Genomic DNA, 25,276 nt, shown 5'->3' with positions numbered 1-25,276 from the left:
GCGGAAACCTCCCCCCCGCCCGGCCGACCGGGCCGCCAGCGACGGCGAGCGCTCATCACCGTGCTCGTCGCTGCTCGGGGCCGGCAGCCTCGGCATCACCGCCGTCGCCGGGGGAATCGTCGTCGGCCTCGGCTGGGCCCTCACTGGCGTCCTCACCAAAAGGTCCGGCAGCGCCCCCTGATCCACACGCACGAAGGCCCCTCCCGGAACCCGGAAGGGGCCTTCGATCGTTTGCTCCCGCGATAGGACTCGAACCTATAACCTGCCGGTTAACAGCCGGCTGCTCTGCCGTTGAGCTACGCGGGATCGGATCGTCCGCGCATTTCGCCGGGGCCGTTTGGGCCCCTCCGTCGTGCGCAGGAATAGATTAGCGCACTCCGGGAGTGCGTGTCGCATCGCAAGCGGGGTAGCCCGCAGACAGCGGAGGTGCAAAATGCGTTATCGGATGACATTCGCTGTTGGCCTGGCGGTCGGCTACGTGTTGGGCAGCCGGGCCGGACGCGAACGGTACGAGCAGATCAAACGGACGGCCCAGCGGGTCGCCGACAGCCCTCGGGTCCAGGAGGTCGCGGGCGTGATGGGCGCGCAGGCGTCGAAGGTCGCCGGGATGGCCAGGACGAAGGTCGGTGACACGCTGCAGCAGCGGATCCCGTTCCTGCACCGCGGCGAGCACGACGCCGACACCGGAACGGGCTGGCCGGAAGAGGATGAAATGGACCGAAAGGCCCACGAGACCGGCATCCCATACTGATCAACCGGTCGGCCTGCCACCGCCACACCCCCAGGGGCGGTCCCTCTCGGCCGCACGCTCCAGCGCGGTCGTTTCCCGCCACGCCGCCACACCCCCCAGGGCGGTCTCCCTCCCGGCTTCTCGCCGTCACGCCCTTCAGGCTGGGCCTTCCCGGCCCCCCGCCACCACGCCCCTTCCGGGCGGGCGGGACGCACCCCTCCGGACCCGGCCCGGGCCGCCCTCACACGCCCATGCTGCGCCGCACGCCCTCCAGGGCCTGCTCGGCCTGCGCCCGGAGCCCGGGGTCGGTGGGGTCGAGGCCCTCGTCGAAGACAAAAGTCCAGCCGAGTATCTCGCCGCCCGGCCGACGCCTGGCCACCAACCGCACACCGCCCCGCCCCGGCAGGCTGACGTGCTTGTTGACCACGATCGTGGCGTTGACGCGCTCGCGTACGGTCTCGGGGAGCATCCGCGGCTCGGCGATCCGCTCGAAGTGCCGGGTGCCGTCCATGGTCTGGACGCGCAGCCCCTCCTCGTCCCACCCCGCCCTGTCGACCTTCTCGTACGGCACCCGCGTCCCGTCTGACAGGTGCAACGCCAGGTTCGTGGCGACGACGTGACCCAGGTCGGAGACGGCGAACGTCAGCACCCGCTCCCCCGGCTCGGTCATCAGGGACTTGCGCACGTCGGCGGGCAGGCGGCGGAAGATGCTCATTCCCCCACGGTATCGGCGAGCATGTCCAGAGTGAGAGCCGCGCTCCACGAGAAGTCCCGGCACCCGCGGCCGCTGCCGTCGAAGGGGTCGAAGCACTCGCGGAAGCCGGCCTGCCGCACCAGCCGCAGGGTGCCGTTGGTGAGCTGCTGGCGGAGCTGGTCAAGGGAGTGCACGGCCGCGGCCCTGCGGAGCAGCCAGTTGGTGTTCACCCACGAGGGCCCGCGCCAGTAACGGGTGCGGTCGAACTGGGCTGCCCGGATCTCGCAGCTCGGCACCGGATAGCCCGCGGCCCCCATGAACCGGGCCGACTCCAGCATCGCCACCGCGGTGTGCACGTGGTCGGCGGGCAGCCCAGGATCCAGCAGCGGCCCGAACGCGCCGACCGTACAGACCTTGATCAGCCGGTCGGTCCGCAGGTCCCGGGCGTAGAAGCAGCCGTCCCAGAGCCGGTCGAGCATGGCCTGCCTGATGCGCTCCGCCTGCTCGGCATGCGGTTCGGGATCCGCGCGCGCCAGCGGCGCCAGCTCCGCCAGGGCCTGGCAGGAGGCCAGCCAGATCCCGTTGAACATCGGGTCCTCGATCGCGAACGGATGCTCGTCGCGCAGGTAGCCGGCGCTGTATCCGGCGTCCCGGTAGCGCATGGCCAGCCAGACGTAGCGGTCGTGGTCGCTGGCCGGATGGCGCTCTTCGAGCTCGACGTGGTGATAGCCCCACCTGATCATCGGCAGCGCGTCGAGCGGCTCGTCCCAGGCCGGGGAGTCGTCCATGCCCGACTCCCACGGGTGCACGATCGCGGCCAGCCCCGCGCCGCCGAGGTCGCGGGCCGTGGCGAGGTAGTCGTGCTGGGCCACCAGCGCGGGGTAGGCCCTGCGGACGAACGCGACGTCCCCGGTGTGCCGGTAGAGCCACCACAGCGCGAGCGCCTGCAGCGGCGGCGAGGTGAGCCCCGAGGTGCCCACCCGCGGCGCGTCCGCGTGCTCCTCCGAGCGCCACACGGAGGGCCCGGGGAAGTAGGCCTCGCGGGTGTGGAAGACGATGTGCGGCAGCATCCCGGTCGCCCACTGCCCGCGCAGCAGGCTGAGCAGCTCGTCCTTGGCCCGGTCCGGCCAGTGCCTGGCCAGCCCGATGACCACGAACGCCGAGTCCCAGCTCCATTGGTGCGGGTAGAGACCTGGCGCGGGCACGGTCCCGGTGCCCGTCCAGTTCGCCTCGAGCACGCCCAGCGCCTCGCGCCCGAGCGCGGCATCGTCAACCGCGGGCCGCGCTTCCATCACCCAACTATGACTGCGGATGCCGCAGGAAGCTATGTCCTCTTCGCCCACTTCGCCAGAAGCATGCCGCCGAACACCACGGCGCCGATGACCAGAGCCCACTTGAGCAGCGTGAACACGAGCCCCACGACGGGGCCGAGCAGAACGAGCGCGGCGATGATCGCCGCGATGACCAGAAGAATGCGTCCCATGGCTACGACGGTAAGAGATCCTTTAAGTGAATTGCAGGCGGGACAGGGTTGAATCAGGGACAAGTCAGGGGTCCCCCCTACCCTTGGAACCAACCGGTCGACCCCCCGTTGTGCCGGTCAGGGGCATCGGGGGCCCTCTTCACGGGGAGCGTGATGAGTCTGGGACCACCCATGAGCAGGGAGGGCGCCGAGCACGAACTGCGCGCTCGGGCCGACGAACGCGACCGCATCTCCGGCGACCTGCTCGACCTCGAATCCCACACCACTTACCAGTTACTCAAGGGCGCCTCCTTACGCGGGGCGACCGCACGGCGATGGGCCGCGGCGCAGGAGTCCCTGGCCACGGTCTGGCGGCTCAACGACGCCTACCGGGCGGTGCTGCGCGACGCCGAGCAGGTCAGGGCCGCGCGCGGCAGGCTCGGCACCGAGCAGCTCGCCGCGCTGACCGAGCTGCTGGCCGGCGCGTCCGTCGTGCTGCGCGCCGCCGCCAAACCGGTCGAGCAGCGCTCGCTGCTCCCGCAGGCGGACGAGAGGCTGACCCTCGACCAGGCCGTGACCCGGATGGACGCCGCCTTCCAGGAGGTCACGGCCACCCTCAACGACATCGACGCCGTCTGGAACTCCCTGCTGCCCCGCCTCGACGCCGCCGGCACCGACCTGCGCCGCATCCGGGAGCTCGAACGCGAGCTGGGCGAGAGCGCCGCCCTCGACGCCCCCGAGGCCGAGCTGAGCGAGATGCGGGCGACGGCGCTCGCGGATCCGCTCGGCGCGGCCGTCGAGCCGGACCTCGACCGGATGGCCCGGCTGCTGTCCGGCTCCCGCGCGGAGCTCGACCTGGCCGTCGCCGTCAAGGACGAGTACGCCGGGCGCCGGGAGAACCTGCTGGCCGCGCTGGACGAGGTGCGCGCGGCCGAGAGCGAGGCCCGGCTGGCCTACGGCACGGTCGTCGTCAAGATCGCCCTGCCGCCGCGGGCCCAGCCGCGCACCCGGGTCGAGGCGCTCACCGGTGAGCTGGACGCGCTCGACGTCACGGCGACCCCCTGGGTGCTGCGGGCGCGGCGGCTGGCGGCCCTGGAGGAGGCGGTCCGTGCGGCCGCCGAGCAGGCGCGGACCACGGCGCGGGCCATGTACGGCCTGATCAGCCGGCGCGACGAGCTGCGCGGCCGGCTCGGCGCCTGCCAGATGATGGCGGTCCGCAAGGGCCTGGCGGAGGACCCGGTGACCTCCGAGCTGTTCGAGCGGGCGCGCGCGCTGCTGTGGAGCGCCCCCTGCGACCTGACGTCGGCGGCGGCGGCCGTCGAGACCTACCAGCGCGCGATCCACGGAGGTAATTGATGACCCGCTGCGCGCAGCCCGACTGCACGGGGTCGATCGAAGAAGGCTACTGCGACCTGTGCGGCACCGCCGAGAACTCGCCCCCCGTGCCCGCGTCCGTTCCCTCCGCGGCTCTCTCGTCCGCTCCGGTGGTGACCCAGCCGGTGAGCCGCTCGGTGAGCTCGCCCGTGAGCAGCGGCAGGTCGCGGGCCGGCGTGCTGGCCACCATCGCCGACCTGCCGGCGGTGCCCGCCCGCGATCCCGCCGCCGCGGTGATGGCCGATCCCGAGGTGCCGGAGGAGAAACGGTTCTGCGCCAACTCGGCGTGCGGGGAGAAGGTGGGGCGCTCCCGGCAGGGGCGGCCCGGGCTGACCGACGGGTTCTGCCCGCACTGCCGCACCCCGTTCTCCTTCACCCCCAAGCTGGGCAAGGGGGACCTGGTGGCCGGTCAATACCGGGTGCTGGGTTGCCTGGCGCACGGCGGGCTCGGCTGGATCTACCTGGCCGCCGACGAGAACCTCGACGGCATGTGGGTGGTGCTCAAGGGCCTGCTGAACACCAACGACGCCGAGGCGCTGGCGGCGGCGGAGGCGGAGCGCAAGTTCCTCACCACGGTCGACCACCCCAACATCGTCAAGATCCTGAACTTCCAGCGCTCGGCCGGGCTGGGCTACATCGTCATGGAGTACATCGGCGGCCAGTCCCTGCACGAGCTGCGCCGCCAGGGCCCGCTGCCGCTGCGCGAGACCCTCATGTACGGCCGGGAGATCCTGCACGCGTTCGGTTACCTGCACGAGCACGGCCTGGTCTACTGCGACCTCAAGCCGGCCAACGTGATCAGGGTGGGCAAGCGGCTCAAGCTGATCGACCTGGGCGCGGTGCAGCCCATCGGCTCGCCGCCGGGCACGTCCTGGGCGACGGTCGGCTACCACGCGCCCGAGCTGGAGACCCAGTCGTCGTCGGTCACGTCCGACCTCTACACCGTGGCCAGGACGCTGGCGGTGCTGGCGATCCCCGGGTTCAGCCCGGCCGCGAAGGGGGTGGCGGCCGCGCTGCCGCAGGACTGCGGGCACCCGTCGTTCACCCGGCTGCTGCGCAAGGCCACCGCCGCCGATCCGGCCGACCGGTTCCAGAGCGCGTGGGAGATGGAGGAGCAGCTCGTCGGGGTGCTGCGCGAGGTGTGCGCGCTTGAGGACAAGGTGCCCTACCCCGCACCTTCGACGATGTTCGGGCCGGAGCGGACAGCGGTGGGGACGGCACTGTCGGAGGACGACGACCGGGTGGTGTTCGGGGCGCTCGACCCGGTGACGGTGGCGGGCAGGCTGCCGGTGCCGCTGGTCGACCCGGCCGACCCGGCCGCGGGCGCGCTGGCCGGGCTGGCCGGCCACGACAGCGGGGCGCTGCTGGAGCAGCTCGCCGCGATGCAGCCGAGCCCGGAGACGAGGCTGATGCGGGTCAGGCTGCTGGCCGAGGACGGCGCGGCGGAGACGACCGTCGCGCTCAACGAGCTGTCCAGGGCGCTGCCGGGCGACTGGCGGGTCACCTGGTACCGCGGGGTGCTGGCGATGGCGACGCGGCAGCCGGACCAGGCCGTGCCGATGTTCGACCGGTGCCTGTCGGAGCTGCCGGGCGAGCAGGCGCCCAAGCTGGCGCTCGCGCTGGCGCTGGAGTGTGCCGGCAAGCCGGCCGCAGGCTGGTACGAATCCGTCTGGCGGACCGACCACTCCTTCGTGAGCGCGGCGTTCGGGCTGGCCAGGAGCGGCAAGATGGGCGTGCTCGACGAGGTGCCGCCCACGTCGAGCTACCGGGTGGCGGCGCAGGTGGCGCTGTCGGCCTCCGTGGTGCGGCGGCCCGACATCGGCGCGCTGGCCGCGACCGACCTGGTGGGCGCGGCGGAGCGGCTGGCCAACCTGTCCGACCTCGACCCGCGCCGCCGGGACCTGCTCACCGCGGAGCTGCTGCGGCACGCCCTGGCGTGGCTGCAGACCAGCATGCCGCCACCCGATCTGACGCTGGCCGGCGCGCCGTTCACCGAGCCGGGGCTGCGGCGCCGGCTGGAGTCCATCTTCCGCAGGCTCGCCGTCGCGGCGGACTCCAAGTACGAGCGCCACGCGCTCATCGACCAGGCGAACGCGGTACGGCCGAGGACGTGGGTGTGATGGATCCGAACCCGCGGCACGAAGCGGACCGGCCGTCGGACCCCGTGAGCTGTCCCGTGTGCACGGCGCCCGTACTGGACGGCGACACCTACTGCGAGGCGTGCGGTCACGCGCTCGGCTCCCCGGCCTGCGCCTCCTGCGGCGCGGCGGCGGTGGACGCGGAGGGCTACTGCGAGCGGTGCGGCCTGCGCCAGCCCACCGGCAGGGACCACCAGGAGACGGTGCTCGACGGCGGCGCGGCGGCCGTCACCGACCGGGGCCTGCGCCGCAGCCGCAACGAGGACGCGATGGCCCTGCTCGCCGCCGGCGACGCGATCGTGACCGTGGTCTGCGACGGGGTGGGCAGCTCGCCCCGGGCCGACGAGGCCTCGGCGGCCGCCGTGGAGGCCGCGGCCGCCGCGCTGGCCAGGGGGCTGCCGCAGCAGGAGGCGTTCGAGCTGGCCGGGCGGGCGGTGTCGAAGCTGGCGACGTCCATGGACGACGCCCCCGCCTGCACCTACATCGCCGCCGTCGCCGAGCCGGACCGGGTGACGCTCGGCTGGGCCGGCGACACCCGTGCCTACTGGGTGCCCCGCCCGCCCCCCGGGGAGTGGGCCGGAGGCGTCCCGCTGACCGAGGACGACGCCGTGGAGACCGGCGAGATCACCGCCTGGCTCGGCGCCGACGCCGAGGACGTCCCGCCCCACGTACGAACCCTCACCCCGACGGAGCCCGGCACGCTGCTGATCTGCAGCGACGGCCTGTGGCGATATCTGGACGGATACGCCTTCTCCGGCACCGGCACTCCGCTGGAGCTGGCCCGCGAGCTGCTGCGCCACGCGCTGAACTCCGGCGGCCAGGACAACGTGACCATTGTGGTGATCCCCCTAGGAGACTCGCATGAGTGACCAGCCCACGTTCACGCTGACCATCGATCAGAACAAATACCTGGCCATCGACGGCCGCGAGGTGCACGCCATCCTCAGTGTCGGCTCGACCGGCGGAGCCGTCACCACACAGCCGACGACCGCGGAAGCCGCCGAAGTGATCATCATCGACACGTCCGGCTCGATGAGCGGCGGCAAGATCCGCGAGGCCCGGCAGGCGGCCGCGACCGCCGTGCAGACCCTGCGCGACGGCGTGCACTTCGCGGTGATCGCGGGCACCGAGAAGGCCGTCATGGTCTATCCGAGCGGCGACCCGCACCTGGTCAAGGCCGGCCCGGCGACCAGGAAGGAGGCGGAGCGGGCCATCAGCCGGTTGCTCGCGCACGGCGGCACCGCGATGGGCGAGTGGCTCAAGCTGGCCGGAAACCTGCTGACCGCGCACCCGTCGGCCATCAAGCACGCGCTGCTGATGACCGACGGCCAGAACAACGAGCGCGCCGAGGTGTTCGGCTCGGTGCTGTCGGCCTGGAGCGGCTCGTTCGTGTGCGACTGCCTGGGGGTGGGCGACGACTGGGTGCCCGCCGAGTTGCGGAGGGTGGCCGAGGCGATGCTCGGCACGTTCGACTTCGTACGGAATCAGGGGGATTTGTCGGAATATTTCCGGAAGCTCACGCAGACGTCGATGAGCAAGACCGTGGCCGAGCTGTCGTTGCGGGTGTGGGTGCCGCAGACGGCGACGCTGAAGTTCGTCAAGCAGGTCTCCCCCACGCTGCTCGACCTGACCGGCAAGCGTACCGACGTCAACCCGCTGACCGGCGACTACCCGACCGGCTCGTGGGGCGCGGAGGATCGCGAATACCACCTCTGCGTGGAGGTGCCGCCGGGCCGCATCGGGCAGGAGATCAGGGCGGGCTGGGTCAAGCTCGTACGCCCCGCCACGCAGGAGGTCGTGGCCAGCGGAAACGTGCTCGCCCAGTGGACCGACGACCTGGCCCAGTCCACGCACATCAACCGGAAGGTCGCCCACTACACCGGCCAGGCCGAGCTGCACGAGCTCATCCAGGACGGGCTCAGCGCCCGGGCGATGGGCGACGTCGACACCGCGACCGCCCGCCTGGCCAAGGCCAAGACACTGGCCGACGAGTCGGGGCGCGAGGACACCGCCCGGCTGCTGGAGAAGGTGGTCGAGGTCGATCCGGCCACCGGCACCGCGCGACTGCGCCGGAACGTCGAGAAGGCCGACGAGATCGAGCTGGACACCGGCTCGGTGCGAACGAGCCGGCTGCGCAAGGAGTGAACCCGACGGAGTGAGCGGAGTGGAGGGCTGAGGAACGAAGCACTCCGCACAGCGAACGAGGAGCGGTGAACGACCAATGAGCAACGAGTGAACCCGACGCGGTGAATGAAGGAGCGGTGAACGAACGATGAAAAACGAAGGAAGCTGATGACGACCTGTCCGCAGGGGCATGCGTCCGGCGCGGACGACTACTGCGACGTGTGCGGCACCCAGATGGCCGCGGCCCCCCAGCCCGCCGCGCCCCAGCCCGCGACCGCGACCCCGGCGGAGGAAGGGTGTCCGATCTGCCAGACGCCGCGGGCCGGGCAGTTCTGCGAGGTGTGCGGCCACGACTACAGCGGTCCCGCCGGGAGCGCCACCCCCGTGCGGGATCTGGGCTCAGGCGCCCGCTGGGAGGCCGTCACCGCCGCCGACCGCGCCTACTACGAGAAGGTCATCGCCGAGGGCGGGCCCGACGCCGGCTCGGTGGCGTTCCCGCCGTACTGCCCCGAGCGCTCCTTCGCGCTCCACGGCGAGCAGGTACGCATCGGGCGGCGCAGCAAGGCCAGGAACCTGGCCCCCGAGATCGACCTGACCGGGCCACCGGAGGACCCGGGCGTGTCGCACCTGCACGCCGTGCTGCTGGCCCAGCCCGACGGCTCGTGGACGATCGTGGACCCCGGCTCGTCCAACGGCACCCAAGTGAACGGCAAACCCGTCAGGGTCAACGTCCCCGTCAGGGTCGGCGCCGGTGACCGGATCCACCTGGGCGCGTGGACCGTCATCACCCTCAGGGAGGGCGCGCCGTGACCCTCGTACAGACCCGGGGCGCCCCGCCGCCCGTCCGTCGCGGCGTGCCCGGCAGGATCCGGGTCATCTCCGGCGTCACCGTCGCCACGCTGGCCCTGCTGTTCGCCGCGCTCGCGGTCGGCAGCTCCTCCGCGCGCGACGGGCTGCGGGTCATCGGGCGGGACGCGGGCCCGCAGGTCGTCGCCACCGCCGGGCTCTACCTGGCGCTGAGCGACATGGACGCGCAGGTCGCCAACGTGCTCGTGATGGGCGACCAGTACGAGCGGCAGCGCGCGGCGGCGATCGACCGGTACGAGCGGCGGCGCGCGGAGGCCAACCGGGCGCTGCTGAAGGCGTTCGAGCTGTCCGGCGACAATCCGGCCGAGCGCAGGACCGTGGAGTCGGTGCTGGACAAGCTCGGACAGTACGAGCGGCTGGCCGGGCAGGCGCTGCTGCTCGACGAGCGTTCCGGCCACGCGCCCGGCCCGCCGCCCGCGCAGGTCGTCGAGACCTATCGCGCCGCCACCGATCTGATGCGGCTCGAACTGCTGCCCCAGGCCTACAACCTGACCCTGGAGACCGGCACGATCGTGCGCCGCACCTACGACGAGAAGGCCCTCATCGTGCCCCTCGTGCGGGGCGCGGTGCTGGTCGCCGGGCTGCTCGCGCTGGGCTGCCTGATCTGGCTGCAGGTCTTCCTGACCCGGCGCTTCCGCCGGGTGCTGGCGCCGGCGCTGCTGATCGCCACGGTGACCACGGCCCTGGCGCTGTTCTTCGGGGTCAACGTGCTGGGCCAGGACGAGGAGGCGCTGCTGCGGGCCAAGTCGGCCGGGTTCGACTCGGTGCTGACGCTGGCCAGAGCGCGGGCCATCAGCAACAGCATGCAGGGCGACCAGAGCCGTTACCTGCTGGACAAGGACCGGGCCGACACCTACGAGCACACCTACCTCGACAAGTCGCTGTCGATCATCTACTTCGAGGCCGGCAACCTGGACGTCTACCACGAGAAGGTGGCGAAGGGGTCGGACGACTTCCTCGGCCTGCTCGGGCCCGAACTCGTCGGCCAGCAGGGCGACGACGTGATGGCGGCCTACCGGGCCTTCCAGGCGGCCGACAGGACGTTCCGCGGGCTCGTGCTGGACGGCCGGGCCAACGACGCGGTCGCCGCCCGGCTCGGGCCCGTCACCTCGGCGTTCGACTCCTACGACCAGGCGCTGGTGAAGCTGGCCGACTCGCACCAGGGCGTGTTCACCGCCGCGATCGCCACCGGCGAGAGCGCCCTGAACAACCTGTGGCGGCTGCTCCCCTACGCGATCGGCGTGATCGGCCTGCTGGTGATCGCCGGGGTGTGGCCACGACTCAAGGAGTACCGGTGAAACGGGTGCTGGCGGTGGTGCTGGCCCTGACCGCGGCGGTCGTCGCGGGCTGCGGCATGAGCGGCCAGGAGTCGATCGTGGACAAGGACGAGATCATCATCGGGGTACGCCCCGACCTGCCGTCGGTCGGCTTCCGCAGGCCCGACGGCACGTACGAGGGCTTCGACGTGGACGTGGCCCGTTACTTGGCGGGCAAGCTGCGCAAGGGTTACACCTTCATTCCCGTGCTGGCCGCCGATCGGGATCGGGTGCTGGTGAACGAGCGGGCGGACATGGTGCTGGCCACGTACACGATCAGCCAGGACCGCAAGGCGCGGGTGCTGTTCGCGGGGCCGTACCACACTTCCTATCAGGACATCCTGATCCGGCCCGACGAGACGATCGCGAACGTGCGCGACCTCAAGGGGCGCAAGATCTGCGAGGTCAAGGGCTCGAACGCGGCCGAGCGGGTGGTGGAGGAGCGGAAGGTGGCGGCGCAGGTGGTGCCGTTCGAGGACTACGGGCAGTGCCTGGCGGCGCTGAAGGACAAGCGGGTGGACGCGGTCACCACCAACGACGTCATCCTCGCGGGCCTGGCCGCCCAGGACGGGTCGGGGCTGCGGCTGGCCAACGCCCAGTTCAACGAGCAGCGCACCGGGGTGGGCCTGCACAAGGGGGACGTGCCCGGATGCGAGGCGGTGAACCGGGCGATCACCGACATGTATCAGGACGGGACGGCGGAGAAGCTGCTGCGCAAGTGGTTCGGCAAGTCGGGCCTGAACTTGACCACGATCGCAGTGCCCCAGTTCGAGGGCTGCTCATGACCCCGGCCCCAACGGTGACCCCGGGCTCGGGACCAGGGCCGCCGCGTTGCGGCGGGCGGCTGACGTGACGATGCCGGCGACCCCTCGGAAGGTGGGTCGCCGGCATGATCGACTGGTCGGCTCAATCCAGGTAGTCGCGCAACATCTGGGCGCGCGTCGGGTGGCGGAGCTTGGCGAGGGTCTTCGACTCGATCTGGCGGATGCGTTCCCGCGTGACCCCGAACTCCCTGCCCACCTCCTCCAGCGTGCGCGGATGCCCGTCGGCCAGACCGAAGCGCAACTGGATGATGCGCTGCTCGCGGTCCGACAGCGTGGCCAGGATGTCGTCGAGTTGGTCCTGCAGCATGATGAAGGCCGCCGCCTCCATGGGCACGACCGCGTCGGCGTCTTCGATGAAGTCGCCGAGGTCGGAGTCCTCTTCGCCGATCGGCGACTGCAGTGACACGGGCTCCTGGGCGATGCGCTGGATCTCCACCACCCGATCGACAGGGAGGTCCATCTCCTTGGCGATCTCCTCGGGAATCGGCTCGCGGCCGAGGTCCTGGTGGAGTTGGCGCTGCACGCGTACGAGCTTGTTGATGGTCTCCACCATGTGCACCGGAATGCGGATCGTACGCGCCTGGTCGGCGATGGCCCGGGTGATCGCCTGCCTGATCCACCAGGTCGCGTAGGTGGAGAACTTGTAGCCCTTCGTATAGTCGAACTTCTCGACCGCCCGGATGAGCCCGAGGTTGCCCTCCTGGATCAGGTCCAGGAAGAGCATGCCGCGGCCCACGTACCGCTTGGCGATCGACACCACGAGCCTGAGGTTGGCCTCTATGAGCCGCTGTTTAGCCCGGGTGCCCTGCCAGACGAGCTCCCTGAACTCCGGGAAGGCCAGACGCGAGACCCCGTTGGCCAGCTTGTCCTCGGCGAACAGGCCGGCTTCGATCGACTTGGCGAGCTCCACCTCCTCCTCAGCGGTCAGCAGGGGCACACGCCCGATCTCCCGCAGATAGATACGGACCAGATCGCTGGTCGGAGCCCGCTTGCCTACGTCTTCCTCATCGGCGCGGGTGGACTCCTCGTCGCCCTGGGGCTCAAGGACCTCCACGCCGTTCTCGGCGAGCATCCGCACGACGCGTTCCAGCGCGTCGGACGGCAACTCGGATCGGTCAAGCGCGGCTGCGACGTCATCGACGGTTACGCTTCCGCGCTCCCTTCCCTTCGCGACGAGGTCCGCCACCTGATCTACCGATGGCGGTCCACTTGGCAGCACCGATGCACCCACGGGAGACAGTCTGCAGTATTGGTTCCAGCAAATGGCAGACCCATTTTTGTCACCCAAGGTAAGACGGGCGTCCTTACCGAATTGAGATCGCCTAAAGGTTTAGCGCAAGTTTGATCAGGAAAGTAAAGTCAATTACGCGGTCTTGTTTCGCGCGTCCGGCACCGCCCTCAGGCCGGACGCGACTCTTTCGCTGCCTGGATGTCGTTGCCCTTCCGTTTTGTCACACTTTGGACCGCGCCAAGTTCCCCGGTCAACCACCCGGATATACCGCTTGCGACCGCAGCCGAACTGTTATCAACCGCCGTCCGTGAGGCGGCTGATGTGAGGGTGTCACCCAGCGTCCGACCCCACGGGCCGACGCCCACTCAGCCACAAGCCCGAGGCTCTGTGGAGTGCGGGTCGGACACCCTCGGGTGCGGCAGACGCCCTCAGGTGTGGGACGGACGCCCTTGGGTGGGGTCCGAGTGCTTGAGGCCGTTGGGACGCTGTGGCAGGGCCGTGACATCGGTGTGGGCGGTGTGCGGCGGTGTGGGGGCTCGGGCGGGTGCGCCGCCCAGGTCATCGGGCAGGCCGAAACCGGCCGAGGACCAGCGGTTCACGGTGGCCCACGGGGCCGGGACGCCGAAGGCTAGCTGCCGGCGGCGCGGTCGCGGAGGACGCGGCGTTGTTGTTCCAGGGCCACCAGCTCCCCGAACAGCTTGTTGTACTCCTGCTGCTCCTCCACCGGATTGAGCCGCTGGATCCGCGACTTCACCTGCGCGATGGCCCGGTCGACCGCGATGGCCTCGATCGCCGCCAGCATGGCCCCGGCGTAGCGTTCCTCGGCGTGCGCGTCGGCCTGGATGGACTCCACCGCGAAGCGGGTGACCAGGCCCCGGGCTCCCTCCTCGTGGGCGTGCTCCAGCAGGTGATCCACCCACTCCCGGCCCCCGGGCCCGGCCCCGGCGAGGCCGCCGGCGTCGATGATGATCTTGTGCAGGGACACGTGGTCGGGGGCGGTGAAGGCCTGCGGGTCGAGGGCGTCGAAGCGGGGGCCGAGCAGCGCCGGCCGCTGCACGGCCAGCTTGAGCAACTCCCCCTCGACGCGCACGCTCGGATCGACGGGCGCCGCCCGGGACACCGGCTGCGGGCGGCCCTGCTGCGTACGCGAGACGTCGGCGATGCGCTGCATGACGAACCGCTCGTCCATGAACCCCAGCCACCGGTCCAGGTCGATGGCGTAGCGCTTGCGCAGCCCCACGTCCTTGATCCCGGCCACGATCGGCGCGGCGGCGTCCAGCGCGGCGATCTTGCCCTCGTTGCTGCGCAGGTCGTAGCGGGAGATCGTGCTCCGGATCGCGAACTGGAACAGCGGCTCCCGGCTCGCGATCAGATCACGCACGGCCGCGTCACCCTGCTTGACCCGCAGATCGCAAGGATCGAGCCCGTCGCCCTGCACCGCGACATAGGTCTGCGTGACGAACTTCTGCTCGTCGGCGAAGGCCCGCAGCGCCGCCCTCTGCCCTGCCGCGTCACCGTCGAAGGTGAAGATCACCTCACCCCGGAACTCCGCCTGGTCGAGCAGGAACCTGCGAAGGATCTTGATGTGCTCCTCGCCGAAGGAGGTGCCGCAGGTGGCCACGGCCGTCGGCACCCCGGCGAGATGGCAGGCCATCACGTCGGTGTAGCCCTCGACGATCACCGCCTGGGCCCGCTTGGAGATCTCCCGTTTAGCAAGATCAATTCCATAAAGGACCTGGCTCTTCTTGTAAAGCGGCGAGTCAGGCGTATTCAGATATTTCGGCCCATCATCGGAATCAAGCAACTTCCGCGCCCCGAATCCGATCACGTCCCCGGTGGCGTCCCTGATCGGCCAGATGAGCCGCCCCCGGAACCGGTCGATCGGCCCCCGCCGCCCCTCCTTGGCGAGCCCGCCCCGGACCACCTCCTCGGCGGTGAATCCACGGCCGAGGAGGTGGCGGGTCAGCGCCTCCCACTCGGCCGGCGCGTAGCCCACCCCGAACGCCTCCGCGTCGGCCCGTTCGAACCCCCGCTCCGACAGGAACCGCCGCCCCACCGACGCCTCCGGCACGAGCAGCTTGTCGGCGTAGAACTCGGCCGCCGCCTTGTGCGCCTCCACCAGCCGGGCCCGCTCACCGTGATCACGCCTGGGGACGTAGCCGCCCTGCTCGTAGTGGAGCTGGATCCCGGCCCGCTGCGCCAGCCGCTCGACCGCCTCGCCGAACGTCAGGTGCTCGATCCGCTCGACGAAGGTGATCACATCACCACCTTCGGAGCAGCCGAAGCAGTTCCCCGTCAAAATGTTGTCTTCCAGGACAAAAGCATGTCCGTGGTCGACAGTGGCACAGAACACCTCTTCGACGCGCTCCGTCTCTTCGACGGACTCGACGACCCAGCCGCGGCGAGCGAAGGCTTTGTTCGCAGTGGTGAAGCGCAGCCTGTGCTCATCGATCAGGAAGAAGTCCTCCGTCAAGTCCTCGTTGACGAAGTGGATGCGGAAGATCGAGCTTGGCTCTCTCCCCGGGAAGCCGACTCTGACCTGCTCGGTGATGCCGTACGTGCCGATCCCGAGCCTGGTGCAGGCGGCGCGGACGAATTGCAGGGTCGCCTTGTCCGCGCAGTTCAGCATGATCGTGCCGTCTTTGGAGACATGCCCGTCCGCAGCCAGATAGCCCGCGAGCCAGCCGTAGAGATACGGGACGGACTCATCCAGCGGAGGGAGCTCCTTGAAGAACCGCGGCAGATGGTGGACCAGCAGTTGCTTGGCCGTCCCTGAAGTCCCGCCGAAGCACTCCGTCACATAGCTGAGGGGAAACCACTTGAGCAGTTGCGCGTCCTTGACACTGTCGAGCGTCGCTCTGCTTCCTGTGGCCGCTCGGGTGCCGTCACCGAAGGTGATCCCGTGTGCGACGCCGAAGGGCGACGGCGTGGTGCGCTTGATGCGGGAACCGGGGAACACCGTCACCAGCCGCTGGCGCGGTTTCAGGTCCTTAGTGATGACCTCAGCCCGTTTGTCCTGCTTCCGCCCCGACCGTACGAACCAGCGGTGCTCGGGCGTGGCGAAGATCTCCTTCTTCTGCCCGTTGCGGCTCACCACGAGCCTCATGAGCCGCTGGACCCCGAAGGACATGAACGGCGCGTCCACCCACGTCCCGTCGGCGGCGAGCACCCGGTGCACCCCGCCCGCAAGCTCGGCGATGGGTCGCACGCCCTCCCACGTCATGACCTGCGTCTCCGCCGCCAGGCAGTAATACATCCCGCGCTCGGGGGTGACGTTGAACGACGGGCTCTTCTCGTCGTGGAACGGGCACAACCCCTTGAGGTTGCCTCCTCCCGCGTTGCGCAACTGGATGTGTTCGCCGATCACGTCGGCTATGGGTGAGCGCTCGCGTACGAGCGCGATGTCGACATCACGGATCCGGCCAGCCACGCCGGTGAGTCTATTCCGCCCCACCGACGGTTCCCGACCGCGCGTGCATGGCCGGCATGAAGAGCCCGGCACGGTACGTACGGGAAGGCCGACGTTACCTGTGGGTTGCAACAGGGGGAAACCGGCTCTACCGGGTCCGGCAGTCGGCTACAAAGGTAAAGGTTGTCGGTGGAAACGGTGACACGGGTGGAGAACATGCAAACGGGGCTTATCGGGCGTTGGGCGGCCGTCGCGGGTGCGGTGCTGCTGACTGGCGCCTGCAGCCAGGTGTCCGGCCTGGCGGGCGTCAGCGCCACGGCCCCTGCCGGCGTTCCGGCCGCGGTCACCTCACCGCCCGGCGCCACGGACGCGCAGCCCGGCCCGTCGCCGGAGTCGCAGGCCGCCGAGCAGCAGCCCAAGGGCGACGACCCGGTCGAGGTGCCGCCGCCGAAGCTGTCGAAGTACACGTACACGTTCCCGGTCAAGGACTGCAAGACCACGTACCAGCGGAAGTTACTGGTGCTGCCCAAGACGACGATCTGGGCGAAGCGGGGGTGCGCGTTCGTGGCGCCCATCGGCGGGGTCGTGGACGAGGTCAGCACGCAGAACCTGTGGAATCCGGCCACCGACCAGGGGTCGCAGCGCGAGGGCAGGTTCGTCTCGATCATCGGCGAGGACGGCGTGCGTTACCTCGGCGGTCATCTCGACTCGGTCGCCAAGAGCCTGAAGCCGGGTGTGCGGGTCAAGGCCGGGCAGGTGCTCGGGCGGGTGGGCAACACGGGCAACGCCCGCGACACCGCGACCAACCTCTACTTCGCGATCTCGTGGAAGGCCGGCCCGGCCTACTGGTGGGTACGGCGGGGCATGGTGAAGCCGTGGGACTATCTGGACGCGTGGCGGAAGGGCAACCGTACGCTCTCGCCCAGGGAGGAGACGCAGGCGTTGCGCTCCAAGCTGGGTGAGACCCCGTCCTGCACGGTTCAGTGCGCGGTCGTCAAGCAGGTCCCGCAGGCGCAGCCGACACCCGGCAGGACCAAGCGGCCGCGGCCCCGGCGCGACCAGGACGACGCGGTGATCACCCTTTCCCCGATAGATCCTTCTGGTCAACCATGACGCGCGATTTGATGAGCGCCTGGATGTCGTCCACGACGTCCCAGGTGTTGACGTTCATGCCGGCGATCACCCGGCCGCCGCGCAGCCAGTAGGCGATGAACTCCAGGCTCTCCGGGTCGCCGCGGTAGACGAGCTCGTCGTAGCCCTCGATGTCACCGGAGAACTCCATGCCGAGCTCGTACTGGTCGGTGTAGAAGTACGGGATCGCGTCGTAGACGACGTCCTGGCCGAGCATGGACCTGGCCGCGGCGGGGCCGCCGTTGAGGGCGTTGGCCCAGTGCTCGACGCGCAGGCGCCGCCCGTACAGGGGGTGGAAGGGCTCGGCCACGTCGCCCGCCGCGAACACGTCGGGGTGTGAGGTGCGCAGCGCGGCGTCGGTGAGGATGCCCTGACCGACGTCGAGCCCGGCGTCGCGGGCGAGGCCGATCTCGGGGGCGGCGCCGATGCCGACCACGACGAGGTCGGCGGTCAGCCGTTCCCCGGAGCTGAGCCGCACGCCGGTCTCGGTGATCTCCGCGGCGGCGGTGCCGAAGCGCAGGTCGACGCCCTTGCTCGCGTGCAGGCGGGCGAACAGGGAGCCGAGCTCGGGGCCGAGGGCCCCGTTCAGGGCGGTGGGCTCGGGCTCGACGACGGTGACGGCGCAGCCCGCCGCCCGGGCGGCCGCCGCGGTCTCCAGGCCGATCCAGGACGCGCCGACGATGAGCACGCTGCCCGCCGAGGCGAAGCGCTCCTTGAGCGCCTCGCTGTCCTGGACGGTACGCAGGTAGTAGGCGGGTCCGGGCAGGCGCCGGGGGGTGGCGCCGGTCGCCACCAGCAGTTTGTCGTAGGGCTGGCGTGACCCGTCGCTGAGCCTGACGAGGTGGTTGCCGGGCTCGATGCGGGTGACGCGCATGCCGAGCCGCAGGTCCACGCCGTTGTCCGAGTACCACTCGGGGGCGTGGACGAAGATCTTCTCTCGTTCGCTCGTGCCCTGCAGGTAGTCCTTGGACAGGGGCGGTCGCTCGTAGGGCCGTTCGTTCTCCGCGCCGATCAGCACGACCTCACCGTCGAAGCCCTCTTCGCGCAAGGTCTGCGCCGCCTTGGCTCCGGCCAGCCCGGCGCCGACGATCACATATGTGGCCATGGGCGCAGTATCCGCCCCCGCGGGCCGCGACGAAAGCGGGTTGAGTCAGGTGACCTGGCTCGTTGGCGGAAGCTTGGTCATCGCGAAAGCCTGCGGTGCCAGGCGACGGCCGAGGTGTCGGTGAGGGAGGCGATCTGGTCGATGACCACGCGCACCCGGGCCGGGTCGTCGGGCGCCTCCAGGTACGCGGGCCGGAAGGCGGGCTCCAGCGTGCCCGGCGCGCCGAGGGTGATGAGGGAGGCCAGCTCGGCGATGAGGTCGCGCTGCCTGGCCTGGTTGACGTTGTGGTCCGTGGTGGTCATCACGTAGTGGGCGGTGACGCCCTTGAGCAGGGCGCACTCCAGCCGGGTCGCGGGCGGCACGACGAGGTCGGCGCGGTGGCGGGAGCCGTACACCTCCTTGGTGGCGGCCTGGGCGGAGCGGCAGAAGCGGCCGATGAGGCCGCTGGTGAGGGCCTTGAGCCCGGCCAGGTCGGCGAGGGTGGCGGCGAAGTGGCGCGGCCAGAGCGGGTCGCCGATCAGCTTGGCGAAGACCTCCTGGAGCTCGTTCGGGTCGGCGCCGGGGGCATACCACGTGCGGGTGGTCTCGCACACGTCGCGGCGCTCGGCCGGCGAGTGGAGGGCCTCCGGGGTGACGTGGCCGGAGTGCAGGGCGTCCTCGAGATCGTGGACGGAGTACGCGACGTCGTCGGCCCAGTCCATGATCTGCGCCTCGAAGCTGACCCGACCTTCCGGGGCGCCGTCCCTGATCCACCGGAACACCGGCAGATCATCGTCATAAACGCCGAACTTTGGGGATTTGTCGCACGTCCACGGGTACTTGATCGAGGCGTCCAGGGCCGCCCGCGTCAGGTTCAGCCCGGCGCTGCGGCCGTCCTCGGTGAGCACCTTGGCCTCCAGCCTGGTGAGCAGGCGCAGGCTCTGGGCGTTGCCCTCGAAGCCGCCGCACGAGGCCGACAGCGCGTTGAGCGCCAGCTCCCCGTTGTGGCCGAACGGCGGGTGCCCCAGATCGTGCGCCAGGCAGGCGGTCTCCACCAGGTCGGGGTCGACGCCCAGGGTGGCGCCCATCTCCCGGCCGACCTGGGCGCATTCGAGCGAGTGCGTGAGCCTGGTACGCGGGATGTGCTGGCCGCCGCCGAGCGACTCTCCCGGACCCACGACCTGCGTCTTCGCCGCCAGCCTGCGTAGTGCCGCGCTGTGCAGCACCCGGGCCCGGTCTCGCTCGAACGCGGCGCGTTCCGGATTGCCGGGAAGTTCCGGAATCCAGCGCTCTTGGTCGTGCTCGTCGTAGTGGGGCATCGGTGCAGTGATTTTAACCAGTTTCATGTCTCCGCTAGTGTCGAGCCTCGCGAGAACCCATTCCCCTGGGAGCACTCCCCCATGACCACAGCGTTCCGAGCAGTGTTGGCCTTCGGCCTGCTCGCCGGCTTCTACGTGTTGGTCGGCCTCATCGTGGCCGCCGCCGTCTTCTTCGACGTCCTGCTCCTCGTGGACTTCCACGCCAACGCCGTCAAGAGCGCGATCGTCCTCACACTGGCCGCCGCCGTGCTCCTGCGAGCCCTGTTCATGGTGAGCCGCCGCAGTGGCGGCAAGCAACCCGGCGTGCCGGTCGGGCGCGAGCACGAGCCGATGCTCTGGCAGACGGTCGAGGAGCTCGCCCAGCGCGTACGCACCGCGCCCCCGGACGAGATCCGCCTGGTGGCGGAGGCGAACGCCGCCGTCTCCGAGGACACCCGCTGGCTGGGGCTGAAGGCGACGCGACGGCGGATGTTCATCGGGTTGCCGCTGCTGCAGACGCTCACCGTGGACGAGATGCGCGCGGTGCTCGGGCACGAGCTCGGCCACTACAGCGGCGCCCACACGCGGCTGAGCGCGCCGGTCTACCGGGGCCGGGTCTCCCTGATCGCGACCGTGCAGGGACTGTCCAGCCACCCGCTCATCCAGCGCCTGTTCACCTGGTACGCCAAGTTGTACCTCCGGATCTCGCAGGCCGTCTCGCGCAACCAGGAGCTGGAGGCCGACCGGTTCGCCGTCGCGATCGGCGGGCGGCAGGCGATGTCCGGCGCCCTGCGCAAGATCCACTCCACCGCGACGGGCTGGGACCTGTACGTCGCCGGCTACCTGTCCCTGACCGGCGCCGGCGGGGCCAGGCCGGCGGCGGTGTTCGGCGGGTTCCACGCCCTCATGAGCGATCCCGACCGGCAGGCGGAGATCGCCGAGCTCGGGGCGCAGCCGGAGGAGACCTCGCCGTACGACTCCCATCCCGGCCTGGCCGAACGCCTGGCCGCGATCGAGCACCTGCCGGAGCCGCAGCATGTTCCCGACCCCCGTTCCGCGCTGACGCTGCTACAGGACGCGAACGTGGCGGTGCAGGCGGTGGAGCAGTCCATGTGGACGCCGGAGGCCCTGGCGACGCTGCGGCCGGTTCCGTGGGAGGAGCTGGTGGCGGACGGCATGTACGCCGGCCGCAACGCCGAGGCCCTGCACGACCTGGCGCTGGCCGGACAACAGGTGATGGGGGCCGCGCAGCCGTACCTGGACGCGGCCTTCGAGGCGATCGCGCGGGGGCGGCAGGCCGACCTGGAGGCCAGGCTCCTGGAGCGCGGCTGGAAGCCGTCGGACACGCTGCTGGCCGGGGTGCTCGGACAGGCGCTGGAGGCGGTGCTGATCCAGCTCGGCCAGGCCAGGTGGACGCTGTCGTGGGCGGGGCCGGCGCGGCTGCTGTTCGATGACGGGGAGGAGGTGGCACTGACGGAGTACGCGGCGCAGGTGGCGGCGAATCCGGCGGCGGTGGGCGGCCTGCGGCAGTGGCTGGGCGACCACGGCATGCGCCACGACTACGTCCCCACAACCCTGATCACCCCACCCCCACCGCCACCACCCGCTACCACCCCATCGTCACCGGCCACTCCGGCACCACCGGACACCCCGATGCCGTCGGGCGATCCGATGCCAACGAGCAACCCGACGACGCCGGGTCCCGCGATGCCGCCCGGCGCCGCGATGCCACCGGGCAACCCAACGCCATCCGGCACCCCCATGCCGCCCGGTGTCCCGACGGAGCCCGGCCCCTGGATGTCACCCGACGCTCCGGCGGGTCCCGGCCCGTGGATGTCACCCGACGCCCCGGCGGGTCCCGGCCCGTGGATGTCACCCGACGCCCCGGCGGGTCCCGGTGCCTTCATGCCGCCCAGCGATCCGGTGGCGCCCGGTGTCATCGGGGCGCCGGACCCGGCCCCTGGCCCGGTCCCGGCGCCAGGTCCGGATCCCGCTCCGGCCCCACCACCTCGCTGAGTGCGCGTTGAAGGAGGATGCATAGGAGCTGGGTTCGGCTCGCGCCGGCTAGCGCAGCGCCGCTTCCAGGTCGGCGCGGTGCCCGGCCACCCACCGGCGCGCGGCCCGTACCCGCTCCACCACCCCGTCCGCGCGCAACCCGATCGCGTGCGGCAGCCCTGCCGCCGCGTCCGCCTCGATGCCGCTCGCGCACCTGTCCTGCCACCACAGGATCGTCTCCACCACGGCGCCGCGATCCACCAGCCCGTAGGCGTCGCAGATCAGATTGACAAAGCCACCGGGAAGAGATGTCTCAGGCATGCTCCTACACACAATCCCATCGACGTGGCCAAGCGGTGCGATCTGCGACATTATGCCCACCGGGCGGCCACTCAAGATGACCACCCAGCCGCGCGCAGCAGCCGCCGCGACGGCTCAGCAGCAGCGCATGTCCGCCTTGGCCTTGCTGAAGTCGCCCGCCGCGAACGCCTTCGCCGGGATCGTGAAGTACATCGTCCCGGCGTCGCCCCAACCCCATCCAAGTTCCCCGTCCTCCGCGAGCTGGAGCAGATGGATCGCGGGGCCGTCGGCGTCGCGGTCGGTCACTGCGGACGCGTACGAGGTGTCGGGCCAGCCGAAGGCACAGTGATTGCCGGCAGTGTTCGCGTCGAAGCCGCCCATCGTGTCGAGGATGAGCGACGAAGCGCCCCAGTGCTCGTCCTCGTCGAACTCGACGTCGCTGTTCTCGACGTCCCAGCTGTCCGGAAGCATGATCACATCGGCCGCGTGAACGGGTGTGGCCGGATAGCTCCTCGCCGGTTCGGGCGCGGCCGTCTCGACCGCGCGTGCCGGATCGGCGGGAATCACCCGGCACACCTCGGTCCCGGATATCTCCAGGTGCCGATAGTCCTGGTAGGGCACATCCGGATCGAGATAGAAGACGTTGAGCAGGCCTGGTCGCACGGGCAACTCGTCCCCGAGCCAGGGGGCGAGGGCATCGGTGTCGAGCACGGCGTGCAGGGACAGCGGGAAGCCGCCGTATTCGGGCCAGGGGGTGCCCGGGTCGAGCAGGGCGGGGCCGCCGAGCCGGCAACGGCCGGTGGCCTGGGCGTCGTCCGCCAGAGGTTCCAGCCGGAAGCCGCGTCGGGCCAGGGCCGCGAATTGCCGGCCGGCCTTCTCACCGAGCCGTTCGGTGCAAACTCGGAGCATCCCGGCGGGGTCGTTGAACTCCATACCGAGATCTTTCCATCCAGCGGCGCCGATGCTGTCCACGTTCGCCGGTCGGAGAGTGGCTCTTCCGCGATCCGTCGCGTACACGATCCTGCGCCGCGACTGGCTGTCCGGCACGGTCACCCTCCCCGACTGGGACGACGAAACGTCACCGCCTATCACAGATAATTAGCGACGCTATCACCGGCTGCCATCGTGGGAACCATGCCGATCATCCGGGAGCAGATCCTGGCGGCCGCCGCGGACCTCCTGGTCGGCGGCGGGTGCGAGGCGGTGTCCACCCGGGCGGTGTGCACGGCCGCCGACATCCAGGCGCCGACCCTCTACCGGCCGTTCGGCGACAAGGAAGGGCTGCTCGACGCCCTCGCCTCCTACGGCTTCCAGGACTACCTGGCCGACAAGCAGGCGCTCCTCGGCCACGGCAAGGACCTCATCGCCGACCTGCGCCGGGCCTGGGACCTGCACATCGACTTCGGCCTGTCCAAACCCGCCTGGTGCACGCCAACGCGATGGGAACCGTCCTGTCCCTCCTGGCGCCACCGGAGGCCGAACGCGACCCGGAACTGCCGGCGGTGGCGCTCGAACACGTGCTGCGGACGATCAGCACCGGCGACACGCCCACCGCGGCGGGAACGATGACGATCCGGGCCATCGCCCTGCGCGAGGCACTGCGACGGGACGGCACGAGTGCCCTGACCCCCACGGAAAGCCTCATGTTCGCGGAATGGCTCGACCGCATCGCGGACACCTCGTTAGGACCCCCAACACAATGAGACGGGGGGTCAGGCCCATGTCAACGTTGTTGCGAAGCAAGCAACTCTGAGACCGTGACGAATCGGTATCCCTGGTCACGGAGGCCGGTGATCAGGGCTTCGATGGCCTCGCGAGTGTTCCGCCCACTCGCGTACCAGGGGTGGAGCAGGATGATCGATCCTGGCCTCGCCTCCTCGCGCACAGCCGAGACGATCTCGGAGGCGGTTGGAATGTTGCCCGAGTCCGGCTCCACGTCCCACATCACCGTGTGCCTGTGGGTGTCGGCCAGATACAGCGGTAGCACCAGCAATTTCTTGCCCGTCGGCGGACGGAACAGGATCTCGCCGCGCTGCCCCGCCATCCGGATGGCCGCATCGGTGCGTTCAACCTCACTCGCCACGGTGGCGGGGGAAACGAAGACCATTCGCCGATGGGTGTAGGTGTGGTTGGCGAGCTGATGGCCTGCGGCGACCAGCGCCTGCGCGTCCTGCGGCCGGGCCTCGACATGAGAGCCGATGACGAAGAACGTCGCGCGAACGCGGTGCTCGGCGAGAATGTCGATGATCTCGGGTGTGTGCTCGTCAGGGCCGTCGTCGAAGGTCAGGGCAACGACCTTCTCGTTGGTCGCCACGCGGTCGGTCAGTTCTCCCGCCAGTTGGAAGGTCCGGGCATTCATCAGCTGGTACAGGCCCATCGCTCCAAGGAGGAGGACGACGAGAAGCGCCATGAGAAGCTTGAGCCATCTTCTCCGCATGGTCGTTTCGGCAGCGTTCATGGGTGATCATGGAATCAGAAGCCAGGGAACCCGGCAACCGCGCCCACCCGACCGAGGGGTCCGGCCGCGCTCCCGCACGGGGTGAGCACTCCCTGCCATGATTCCGGGATGACGAATCGCTCGTACCGGCGGCTGGCGGAAGGACTGGCACAACTGGGTGCGCTCACCCCCGCTCAGGCAGACGCCGCATTGGCCGAGATCAGCCGGTGGGCATCCGATCTTGATGAGGAACGGGGCGTGCGCGACCTGGTCTCGCTCTTCTCCGCCCTCCCCATGGCCGTCCTGGTGCCCGACAAGGTGGACGACCTCGAAGAGGCCTATCAAGCGATCCTGAACGAAGCGGCGGCCTGCTCCGGAGGCTCGGTGGTGATCGACGACATCGAGTTCGTCGAGGACGAGGACGGGAGCCAAAGCCTTGGACACCGTTCTGGAACGCTGGCGAGCCCGCTACCTGCCCGGTGACTTCCCGTTCGACTTCACCATCGAATCCGTCTCGGCGCTCGAACCCCTTGTCCTCGAACGCTTCGACGACCCCCGTTCGGTGCGGGCGGATGACGAGTTCGTCCAGGGCGCCGTACGGTACCTCGGCGAGGCCACGCTACGTGCGTGGCCGTCCCGCTGGGCGTTCCTGGGCTGGCGCCCGTACGACGACCTCCCGGTGATACGGTCCAACACTCCGGACGCATTCGAGGAGATCGCCGCTCCCCTGCATGTCCTGAAGCTGTTCGTGAGCGAGCCGGAGCCCGGCGGCCTCGGATACAACACGGGAGTCATCGAGGACGCCGTCGATCGCTACCAGAAGGCCCTCCGGGCCGGCACCCGGTAGGCCGGGGCCGGCATC

General features: G+C 70.4%; 23 protein-coding genes and 1 tRNA gene. 13 read left to right on the top strand and 11 right to left on the bottom strand.

The features are described from left to right. Positions 1-234 precede the first annotated feature (234 nt). A tRNA-Asn gene (locus ABGB18_RS06600) sits at positions 235-306 on the bottom strand. Between the two features lie 127 nt (positions 307-433). Here ABGB18_RS06600 and ABGB18_RS06595 point away from each other — a divergent pair. Further along, positions 434-751, top strand: a complete 318-nt coding sequence (locus ABGB18_RS06595) for a YtxH domain-containing protein (protein WP_347694456.1) — start codon at positions 434-436, stop codon at positions 749-751. A gap of 220 nt (positions 752-971) precedes the next feature. Here the strand turns inward: ABGB18_RS06595 and ABGB18_RS06590 are convergent, their stop codons facing one another. The 3 genes from ABGB18_RS06590 to ABGB18_RS06580 are packed head-to-tail and all read right to left on the bottom strand — an operon-like array spanning position 972 to position 2,907. Continuing rightward, the gene (locus ABGB18_RS06590; protein ID WP_347694455.1) at positions 972-1,445 is read right to left on the bottom strand and encodes a hypothetical protein; all 474 of its coding nucleotides are present in this window, start codon (positions 1,443-1,445) and stop codon (positions 972-974) included. Beyond that, the gene (locus ABGB18_RS06585) at positions 1,442-2,716 is read right to left on the bottom strand and encodes a hypothetical protein (protein ID WP_347694454.1); all 1,275 of its coding nucleotides are present in this window, start codon (positions 2,714-2,716) and stop codon (positions 1,442-1,444) included. The genes ABGB18_RS06590 and ABGB18_RS06585 overlap by 4 nt, the downstream gene beginning before the upstream one ends. 32 nt (positions 2,717-2,748) lie before the next feature. Beyond that, a complete protein-coding gene (locus tag ABGB18_RS06580) occupies positions 2,749-2,907 on the bottom strand; it encodes a hypothetical protein (RefSeq protein ID WP_347694453.1) in 159 nt (52 codons plus the stop codon). Between the two features lie 171 nt (positions 2,908-3,078). Here ABGB18_RS06580 and ABGB18_RS06575 point away from each other — a divergent pair, with 171 nt between their 5' ends. From ABGB18_RS06575 to ABGB18_RS06545, 7 genes are all read left to right on the top strand, one after another. Next, a complete protein-coding gene (locus tag ABGB18_RS06575; RefSeq protein ID WP_347694452.1) occupies positions 3,079-4,242 on the top strand; it encodes a hypothetical protein in 1,164 nt (387 codons plus the stop codon). Next, entirely contained in the window at positions 4,242-6,380 is a 2,139-nt protein-coding gene (locus ABGB18_RS06570) for a tetratricopeptide repeat protein (protein ID WP_347694451.1), read from the top strand. Before ABGB18_RS06575 ends, ABGB18_RS06570 begins: the two co-directional genes overlap by 1 nt. Beyond that, entirely contained in the window at positions 6,380-7,267 is an 888-nt protein-coding gene (locus ABGB18_RS06565) for a protein phosphatase 2C domain-containing protein (protein ID WP_347694450.1), read from the top strand. The genes ABGB18_RS06570 and ABGB18_RS06565 overlap by 1 nt, the downstream gene beginning before the upstream one ends. Further along, positions 7,260-8,543: a VWA domain-containing protein gene (locus ABGB18_RS06560; protein WP_347694449.1), complete on the top strand. Its 1,284-nt coding sequence runs from the start codon at positions 7,260-7,262 to the stop codon at positions 8,541-8,543. Before ABGB18_RS06565 ends, ABGB18_RS06560 begins: the two co-directional genes overlap by 8 nt. Positions 8,544-8,690: 147 nt before the next feature. Beyond that, the gene (locus ABGB18_RS06555; RefSeq protein WP_347694448.1) at positions 8,691-9,332 is read left to right on the top strand and encodes an FHA domain-containing protein; all 642 of its coding nucleotides are present in this window, start codon (positions 8,691-8,693) and stop codon (positions 9,330-9,332) included. Then, positions 9,329-10,687 (top strand): hypothetical protein, encoded by a 1,359-nt coding sequence (locus ABGB18_RS06550; protein ID WP_347694447.1) that lies wholly within the window; start codon positions 9,329-9,331, stop codon positions 10,685-10,687. Before ABGB18_RS06555 ends, ABGB18_RS06550 begins: the two co-directional genes overlap by 4 nt. Beyond that, positions 10,684-11,490, top strand: a complete 807-nt coding sequence (locus ABGB18_RS06545; protein ID WP_347694446.1) for a transporter substrate-binding domain-containing protein — start codon at positions 10,684-10,686, stop codon at positions 11,488-11,490. Before ABGB18_RS06550 ends, ABGB18_RS06545 begins: the two co-directional genes overlap by 4 nt. Before the next feature lie 121 nt (positions 11,491-11,611). Here ABGB18_RS06545 and rpoD read toward each other — a convergent pair whose 3' ends face one another. Both rpoD and dnaG read right to left on the bottom strand, forming a co-directional pair. Then, a complete protein-coding gene (gene rpoD, locus ABGB18_RS06540) occupies positions 11,612-12,748 on the bottom strand; it encodes an RNA polymerase sigma factor RpoD (protein ID WP_043627522.1) in 1,137 nt (378 codons plus the stop codon). A 640-nt stretch (positions 12,749-13,388) separates the two neighbouring features. Beyond that, complete coding sequence (gene dnaG / locus ABGB18_RS06535; RefSeq protein ID WP_347694445.1) at positions 13,389-16,190, bottom strand: DNA primase; 2,802 nt, start codon at positions 16,188-16,190, stop codon at positions 13,389-13,391. A 195-nt stretch (positions 16,191-16,385) separates the two neighbouring features. On the opposite strand from dnaG, the gene ABGB18_RS06530 reads away from it, so the two are divergent. Further along, the gene (locus ABGB18_RS06530; protein WP_347694444.1) at positions 16,386-17,282 is read left to right on the top strand and encodes a M23 family metallopeptidase; all 897 of its coding nucleotides are present in this window, start codon (positions 16,386-16,388) and stop codon (positions 17,280-17,282) included. On the opposite strand, the gene ABGB18_RS06525 is transcribed toward ABGB18_RS06530, so the two are convergent. Together ABGB18_RS06525 and ABGB18_RS06520 are read right to left on the bottom strand one after the other, a co-directional pair. After that, on the bottom strand, positions 17,245-18,405 hold the full coding sequence (locus ABGB18_RS06525) for an FAD-dependent oxidoreductase (protein ID WP_347694443.1): 1,161 nt from the start codon (positions 18,403-18,405) through the stop codon (positions 17,245-17,247). The two genes, ABGB18_RS06530 and ABGB18_RS06525, sit on opposite strands and share 38 nt — an antisense overlap. Positions 18,406-18,482: 77 nt before the next feature. After that, on the bottom strand, positions 18,483-19,703 hold the full coding sequence (locus ABGB18_RS06520) for a deoxyguanosinetriphosphate triphosphohydrolase (protein ID WP_347694442.1): 1,221 nt from the start codon (positions 19,701-19,703) through the stop codon (positions 18,483-18,485). Positions 19,704-19,784: 81 nt separating this feature from the next. Between ABGB18_RS06520 and ABGB18_RS06515 the strand changes: the two genes are divergently transcribed. After that, positions 19,785-21,698, top strand: coding sequence for a M48 family metalloprotease (locus ABGB18_RS06515; protein ID WP_347694441.1), 1,914 nt, complete (start codon positions 19,785-19,787; stop codon positions 21,696-21,698). Between the two features lie 48 nt (positions 21,699-21,746). Here the strand turns inward: ABGB18_RS06515 and ABGB18_RS06510 are convergent, their stop codons facing one another. Beyond that, positions 21,747-21,998, bottom strand: coding sequence for a hypothetical protein (locus ABGB18_RS06510; protein WP_347694440.1), 252 nt, complete (start codon positions 21,996-21,998; stop codon positions 21,747-21,749). A 114-nt stretch (positions 21,999-22,112) separates the two neighbouring features. Next, entirely contained in the window at positions 22,113-22,910 is a 798-nt protein-coding gene (locus tag ABGB18_RS06505) for a YwqG family protein (protein WP_347694439.1), read from the bottom strand. Between the two features lie 201 nt (positions 22,911-23,111). Here ABGB18_RS06505 and ABGB18_RS06500 point away from each other — a divergent pair, with 201 nt between their 5' ends. Beyond that, on the top strand, positions 23,112-23,546 hold the full coding sequence (locus tag ABGB18_RS06500) for a TetR/AcrR family transcriptional regulator (protein ID WP_347694438.1): 435 nt from the start codon (positions 23,112-23,114) through the stop codon (positions 23,544-23,546). A 154-nt stretch (positions 23,547-23,700) separates the two neighbouring features. On the opposite strand, the gene ABGB18_RS06495 is transcribed toward ABGB18_RS06500, so the two are convergent. Continuing rightward, a complete protein-coding gene (locus tag ABGB18_RS06495; protein ID WP_347694437.1) occupies positions 23,701-24,435 on the bottom strand; it encodes a polysaccharide deacetylase family protein in 735 nt (244 codons plus the stop codon). Between the two features lie 108 nt (positions 24,436-24,543). Here ABGB18_RS06495 and ABGB18_RS06490 point away from each other — a divergent pair, with 108 nt between their 5' ends. Continuing rightward, positions 24,544-24,897, top strand: coding sequence for a hypothetical protein (locus tag ABGB18_RS06490; RefSeq protein WP_347694436.1), 354 nt, complete (start codon positions 24,544-24,546; stop codon positions 24,895-24,897). Continuing rightward, entirely contained in the window at positions 24,851-25,261 is a 411-nt protein-coding gene (locus ABGB18_RS06485) for a hypothetical protein (RefSeq protein ID WP_347694435.1), read from the top strand. The genes ABGB18_RS06490 and ABGB18_RS06485 overlap by 47 nt, the downstream gene beginning before the upstream one ends. Positions 25,262-25,276: the final 15 nt, after the last annotated feature.

The organism is Nonomuraea sp. B12E4 (genome assembly GCF_039871825.1).
GTDB lineage: Bacteria > Actinomycetota > Actinomycetes > Streptosporangiales > Streptosporangiaceae > Nonomuraea.
This window is presented reverse-complemented; position numbering and strand designations above follow the sequence as displayed.